Origin of the sequence: Haladaptatus litoreus (assembly GCF_900156425.1) — an archaeon.
Classification (GTDB): Archaea; Halobacteriota; Halobacteria; order Halobacteriales; family Haladaptataceae; genus Haladaptatus; species Haladaptatus litoreus.
This window is the reverse complement of the sequence record NZ_FTNO01000001.1, coordinates 2,077,689-2,083,688: the sequence shown is the minus strand read 5'-3', so window position 1 is coordinate 2,083,688 and position 6,000 is coordinate 2,077,689. Positions and strand designations below refer to the sequence as shown.

At 58.0% G+C, this 6,000-nt stretch carries 7 protein-coding genes; 5 read left to right on the top strand and 2 right to left on the bottom strand.

Annotated features, from left to right (window positions below):
- The 4 genes from BW974_RS25620 to BW974_RS11005 form a co-directional block, all read left to right on the top strand.
- A partial coding sequence (locus BW974_RS25620; RefSeq protein ID WP_175609666.1) for a hypothetical protein occupies window positions 1-705 on the top strand: 705 nt, incomplete at its 5' end.
- 246 nt (window positions 706-951) lie between these two features.
- A complete protein-coding gene (locus BW974_RS11015) occupies window positions 952-1,875 on the top strand; it encodes a DUF7504 family protein (RefSeq protein ID WP_076430156.1) in 924 nt (307 codons plus the stop codon).
- A 22-nt stretch (window positions 1,876-1,897) separates the two neighbouring features.
- Window positions 1,898-4,012, top strand: coding sequence for a caspase family protein (locus tag BW974_RS11010; RefSeq protein WP_076430155.1), 2,115 nt, complete (start codon window positions 1,898-1,900; stop codon window positions 4,010-4,012).
- A 32-nt stretch (window positions 4,013-4,044) separates the two neighbouring features.
- Window positions 4,045-4,509, top strand: coding sequence for a DUF5813 family protein (locus BW974_RS11005; RefSeq protein WP_076430154.1), 465 nt, complete (start codon window positions 4,045-4,047; stop codon window positions 4,507-4,509).
- Between the two features lie 112 nt (window positions 4,510-4,621).
- On the opposite strand, the gene BW974_RS11000 is transcribed toward BW974_RS11005, so the two are convergent.
- Complete coding sequence (locus BW974_RS11000; RefSeq protein ID WP_049969687.1) at window positions 4,622-4,852, bottom strand: Lrp/AsnC family transcriptional regulator; 231 nt, start codon at window positions 4,850-4,852, stop codon at window positions 4,622-4,624.
- A 1-nt stretch (window position 4,853) separates the two neighbouring features.
- Window positions 4,854-5,543: a potassium channel family protein gene (locus BW974_RS10995; protein WP_076430153.1), complete on the bottom strand. Its 690-nt coding sequence runs from the start codon at window positions 5,541-5,543 to the stop codon at window positions 4,854-4,856.
- 206 nt (window positions 5,544-5,749) lie between these two features.
- Between BW974_RS10995 and BW974_RS10990 the strand changes: the two genes are divergently transcribed.
- The gene (locus BW974_RS10990) at window positions 5,750-5,989 is read left to right on the top strand and encodes a hypothetical protein (RefSeq protein ID WP_076430152.1); all 240 of its coding nucleotides are present in this window, start codon (window positions 5,750-5,752) and stop codon (window positions 5,987-5,989) included.
- The last annotated feature ends 11 nt before the right edge of the window (window positions 5,990-6,000 follow it).

The following is a 6,000-nucleotide window of genomic DNA, read 5'->3' as shown; positions in this document are numbered from 1 at the left end:
TTTTCCGACTGGTCGTCGGGTGAGCACCCGGACGTGAAAATTCCGAAGCGAATCGCCGCGGAGCAGGATTTCGACTATTCGATTCACCATCCGCGCGACCTCGAAGACGACTTCCGGAGCGCACTTTCGGACTACCTCTGTTGGACGCGAAACCTCCCCAAGACGAAGCACGTCCAGTTTTTCTACAACAACTACAACGTAGAAAAACACGTCTACGTGACCGGAAACGGCCCGATATACAAGCTTAATTACGATTCGCCGGAAAGCGGCGCGAACATGGTCAAACACTGCTGTGAAATGCTTCAGTATCCGGGCAACGAATATGTCGAGCGCGAAATCGAGGAATGGCTACCCGGCGCGACAGAGTACGCGAAGGAAAACGACGTTTCACTGATGAACCTCCTTTATTGGGAACAGAGAATGGGTCGATGGGGCGCGCTGGCACCCCGTGAAAAGGACATCGCTATCAGAGGCGTGTCTCCGTTTTCCAACTACAACCTCCTGTTGACGGCGCTGAGCGTCGATTCGTCGAGGCTCTCCGCTCCCGACCACGACTTGATAAGCAGCGTTATCGAGACGAAATGGCCGGAACTGCGAAAATACACCGTCAATCCGAGCAAAAACCCACTCAAAGCGAAAGTAGCCAGCAGCGCGCCGTATCCCGTTGAGCGATTTCTTCGCTACGTCAACGCCAAAATGAGCTAACCGGTCGGAAACTGCGAGGGGTTCGAATACGACTGTTACTCAATTGACCTCTCTTTCTCGTGCTATCTTTCCCCAATAATGAAATAAACTTGTTTTGTTCGGGGGATGAGGACAACTGCTCCGTGTTCAAACGACACTAGCGTAAAAACAACATCCCGTCCGTATTCCATTTCCGAATTTTATGAGCAGATGTCAAATAAATGACGATGGGTTTTTGACCGTTCGTTGCGGAGTGTTACAAAGTATATGAATGAGGACGGTTCCCCCGACGAGCGAAGTGTCCATCGCGTCCAGCACGACCTTGCTGGCCCGCAGTCGATTAGCACGACTGTTACGGTGGCCGTCGCGGACGTTGCGGGTGTCGAACCAGCCGAAATCCCCGAGCAGTTGTACGACGTTATCGACCCGGAAGCGCTCGACAAACTGTTCAAGTCCCGCGACGACGGTACGCCACGACGGGGGGGCCGACTGTCGTTTTCGCTTTACGGCCATCACGTGACGGTTCGCGGCGATGGGTCGATTACGGTACAACCCGGACTCGCCCGCATCAAACAACTCGGCGGGAACCTGCTCGTCGTCGGGTCGGTTCCGGATTCCGTCATCGACACGGCAAGTACGCCCCTCCTCGGTGAAACGAAACGCAACCGAACGCGACTGTTCGCCCTCCACGACCGAAGCATCTCGACGGCCCGCAGTCGGCTTTCGATGGCCGGGTCTATCGGCGAAAACGCACACATCGTAAACTACCACACGGATTCGCGCTCGGCGGCGGCCGACGATTCGGTGCGAATCGGCCCCGAAATCGAGCGCGTCGACGGAGATGTCGATGCGTTCCGCGACGAAATCGTCGCCACAATTCGCCGACTCGACGCGGAGCGCGGCGGGTTCGAACCCGCGGAACTCCGGTTCTGTTTCGACACGCTTCGTCCGTTGGTGGAATCCTACGACGATGCGCTGGTCGATGCCTTCCTCGGCCCGATTTGCGAGGCGACCAAGGACGTTTCCGGCATGGCTCACTACATCCTTCCGATAGAGTACGATTCGCCCCCGGTTCGTGCCATCGCCTCGAAGTTCGACGCCATCGTCGAACTTCGAGCGGGCGACTCCGGCCCGGAACAGCGCTGGCACCTTCGGGAAACGGGTTACACCACCGAATGGTTCGACATCTGAACAGCGGCGACTATCGACAACGATGAGCAAGGTATCCGTCACCGACGTTGCGGGCGAGGGCGTCACCCCACAGTTTCGACTCCACGACGACCTCCCCGGACTCACCGTTATCGACCCGCTCGAACGGAATCAGTTCCAGATAGAGACATCTCGTCCGGTCGAGTTGCAGGCGGTTCCGGTTTCGGCATTTCACGCCCCGGTCGGCGTCGTTGCCAGCATCACGACCGCACGGGTTCGATTCTCCGCTCTTCTCGGGGCATACGTTCGAACCACCGACAACGAACTGGTGTGTGCAGTAGACCATGAGACGAATACGACCCTTCCAAACGGTGAGTATTACATCGAACTCACGACACCCGTGAAGACGTATCTGCACGTCGAGTCCGCCATCGACATCGACACGTCGGACGGGCGACTCGACCTCTCGTTCGGCGGCGAAACCACCGTCGAAGTCGGGTCGCGCTCGCGTCACACCCACCCCGCTGGAACCGTGACGACGACGACAGACACGAAGGACGTGATGGCCGCCGTCTCGTCGTTCGGGTCGGCACTGAAAACGACGAGTCCGGAACGGTCGTTCCCGACGCTTCGCGGCCATCCTCCAGCGGTCGAGTTCGGCGACGAACTACACGTTCCGGACGAACTGCAACCACCAGAAACGGGAATCCGAATCGAGGTGCCGCCGAAGTTAAAGTTCATCTTCCCCATCGCGCCGCTGTCGTACTATCTCGGTGCGACCGTCGTTCCCGGAGAGCGTCCCCGAATCGTGACGAAATCCGCGACCATCCCACTCGACCACCCAGAGCGCGGATTCGAGGGGGAAATCGAACGCGTGCTGAAACAGACGTTCTTCCTCGACTGCGTGACTCGAACCGAGGGGCTGTATCGAATCGACCTTCACGAACGAAAGCAGGTCGAACCGCTGGTTGACCTCGATTTTTCGACTCTCTACGACATGCCCATCGCGGAACGACTAGAGGCGTACCTCGACGTGCCGTTTGCCACACTCTCCGGATTACTTCCGACGTGGCGGTTGGCAATTCACGTCACCGCAGAATCGGAAAATAGTGTACACCTTCCGTATGTCATCAGGGACATTCCACTCGTGCAAATGGCAAACGGCGTTCGAGAAAACGATTCCACCGTGGAGACTGTCGGTAGCATTCGGGATTTCGCACGCACGGTCGAATCGGACACGAATCGACCGGTCGGTCGCACCCCGGCAGAACGGTACGTCACACCGCCGAATATCGACACCATCGAACGGGCATGGCTCGGTGAGGGTGCGCCGGTCGGCGGCAACAAACTCCTCCCGAAAGGGTTCGAGCACCGACTCGACAAAGAACACTCGACGGAAGACATCAGTATCGCCATCGTCTGTAACGACCCGAAGATGCAGGCCGAATACGAAGACGACCTGTACGGGAACCGTGACGAACTCCCCTTCGACGTGCAAACGTATCGAAACTGCTCGACTGCCGAACTCCGCGAACTGCTTCGCGCTCGGACGGATTTCTTCCACTACATCGGCCACGTCGAGGACGGGTCGTTCGTCTGTTTGGATGGGACGCTCGACCCGTCGGACGTCTCGCACGTCGGCGTGGATATGTTCCTCTTGAACGCCTGTCGGTCGTATGTGCCCGGGAAACGTCTCATCGAAGCGGGAAGCATCGGTGGCATCGTCACCTACAGCGAAGTCGGAAACGCCGGGGCGACGGTCGTCGGGCGGACGGTTGGCCGTCTCCTTAACACCGGATTCCCACTTCGGTCTGCGCTCTCTATCGCCCGCGAACAACGACTCGTCGGAAACCAATACGTCGTCGTCGGCGACGGAGGTGTCGAAATCGCCCAAGCCGACAGCGGTGTTCCACTCATCCACTTCGTGGAATCGCTCGACGATGGACAGTATCGGGTTCGTTCGCGTTCACACCCGGCAAACGGGCGGTCGATGGGCGGAACCATTCTGCCATTCATCGACGGCGTTCAGACGCATTCCCTTTCGGGTGGTGACATCCCGACAGTGACCCTCGCGGGGGACGAACTGCAAGCCTACTTCGACCTCGAAGAGACGCCAGTCGTCTACGACGGCACCCTCCACTGGACATCGGAAGTCGATGTCGCCCGCGACTTCTCGTAACGCCCTTCCGTCCGCCGACCCTACACCGAGCAATGACGCAGACGAGCATCGAACGCGCGTTTAACGTGCACGATGGATTCGAGGAAGACGGCCCGGGAACGTACGTCGTGACGACGACACCGTTCGACGGAATCGTTCGAGTGACGGACGAAACTGTTTCGGTGACGGTTCGAACGCCGATGCTCTCGGCAGTGGTCGAGAACGAATCGGTCGCCGACGTAGTCGAAGACGGCTGGTTCGAAACGCTCGAACTGCGACTCGAAGACGCACACACCGTCGCGTCCACGGACGACATCACGCCGCCGGAAATCGAGCGCGAGGGCGACGAAGCCGTGCTTTCGCTCGAACTTTCGGGCTATCCGGACAAGGCGGCCGACGACGCGATGGCCGTCGTCGATTTCGTCGAAGGGACGTGGGTGCAGGGTATTATTCCCGGGTACGAGTACGGCGACCCCGCGGCAAGCCTGTTGTCACAGGCACGCCAGAGCTACGACTAACTGCGAACGTGATGATTTCGTCGAGGGGGTTGTGAACAAATAGTGTGACGATAATTGCCAACGCGCCGTTTTTTCGGGCTCGTTTTTCTACCCCATTCTTTTTCTTTCTTCTTCAGTCCATCGAGATGTACGTCTGTGTATCCTCGACGCCCTGAATCCCCTGAATTCCGTCGGCGGAAATCGTCTTGACCTCGGCGGGGTTCTCGACCTGCACTTTCACGATGAGGTCTACGTCCCCGGCGACGATGTGGGCGTCTTCCACGCCGTCGATACCGAGGATTGCATTTTTCAGTCGGTCTGCCTCTCCTGTGTTCGCTTTGACCATGATGTATGCGGCGACCATGTTAGGCACCTCCTGCTTCCGCGGTTGCTCGACTGCCATCTCCGACCAGAATCCGGCGCACGTCCTCTAAAACGGCGAAATCAGCGAGAACGGCGACTCTGTCCCCGAGTTCGAGCGAGTCGTCGGGAAGCGGGATTCCCATTTTCTCGCCCTCTTTTCCGAACGCGAGAATGCGCGAGTTGGCGGGCAGTTCCAGTTCGCTGATGGAGTAGCCCCGCATGGGTGATTCGTTCGTGATGGTGAGTTCGACCACTTGTAGGTTCTGCGCGATGTCGGCAATTGCGCGGATGTTCCCGCCGAGGAGGGCGTTTTTCGCCCCGATTGCGCCGAGGCGTTCGGGGTAGATGACCTCGTCCACGTCGCTCGCAAACTTCCGGTAGATGTCTTCTCGGTAGTCCTCGTCGATGCGGAGGACAGTTCGACAGCCGTTGTGCTTGCCGACCATGCAGGCTGCGAAGTTGACGTTCAAGTCGCCGGTCAATCCGCCGACTGCGTCGGCGGATTCGAGGTCTGCCTGTTCGAGCACCGATTCGCGCGAGCCGTCACCTTCGATAACCTCGAAGCCGTCGTTTCGTGCGCGCTTTGCCTTGTTCGCGTCGTACTCCACGAGAACCACGTCGTGTCCCTCTTCGCGGAGAACGCGGGCGGTTCGCAGGCCGACGCGACCTGCACCAATGATAACGAATCGCATGGCACACTGTACGACAGTGGGGTTAAATAACCTTTCTCCGGCTTCGGTCGTTCCTAATTTCGACCCTATTCATCGGTGGGGTGGTCGAGAGTCGTTCGCGTGAACTGCCTCGGGGCTTGACCCCGAGGCACTCGCCTTGTTTGTCTGTAGATATGATTCTAACATATCAGCGAGGATGCTTTCTTACTGCACAACCAAGTCATGGTATGGCACGCCACGAAGCGACCTTCGAAATACGCTCGAAGTCGGATGCGCACGCTATAAACCTACTCATGGATCGGGTGTACGATTCGTTACGCGAGCAGTCCACGACTGTTGAGGGAAAAACAAAACTACCGAACGAAATGCTCGAAACCTTCGACAGCCTTCGAACGGCGACGAATCGTGAAACACCCGGGACACTGACTATCGTTTACGAGGAGGAAAACGAACCGTTCGAAGAGTGAGAGGCGGAAAA